At 45.6% G+C, this 671-nt stretch carries 1 pseudogene; it reads left to right on the forward strand.

What is annotated here, in order from left to right:
- Nucleotides 1-201: 201 nt before the first annotated feature.
- Nucleotides 202-671: pseudogene (locus AC5KOD_RS02420) on the forward strand (hypothetical protein); the annotation flags it as partial.

The following is a 671-nucleotide window of genomic DNA, read 5'->3' on the forward strand; positions in this document are numbered from 1 at the left end:
ATTTTCCAGATTAGCCGAATTAGCGCTAGGTTAGTATGTTTGAGAAACGGAAGTGGGCTGACGAGCTCTTTAACTGAGGGGGACAAGCTATAGATTGTCCCCCTCAGTTAGCCCTAATATAAGACGTAATCGAGACTATCAGCTGATGGTTGTATATGCTCTACCAAACTTAGGAGGAGGATGCACATGTTAACCCTCAATATGGGATCTGCCTTAGCGATCGTGGTACTGATCATGCTAATTGGCGATCTGATCTCAACCGTTTCAAAAGGTCGTGTGCCACAAATGTTAGTGGTAGCCGTTATTTTTTTAGTTGGATTTTGGACGATTTTTCCGAAAGATATCTTAGAGATATCCGGGATCAAAACCTTATCCGATATCATGATTTCGTTTATTCTAATTCACGTTGGCACCATGTTTAATGTCAAAGATATGCTACGGGAGTGGAAGGTCGTTGTCACTACTCTGGCGGCTGTTGCTGGCATCGTTACTGCCATTTTATTAATTGGCACCCTGATATTTGATAAGGCCACCGCCTTTACTGCCGCAGGTCCAATGACCGGTGGGGGAATGGCAGCCCTAATCATGCAAGGCGCCGCCACCGAAGCTGGCAAGCCCGAACTAGGCATGCTAGCCATGATGATTTTTGTGATGCACGGCTTTTTCGGCTT

Source organism: Vagococcus sp. WN80Y, from assembly GCF_059621045.1.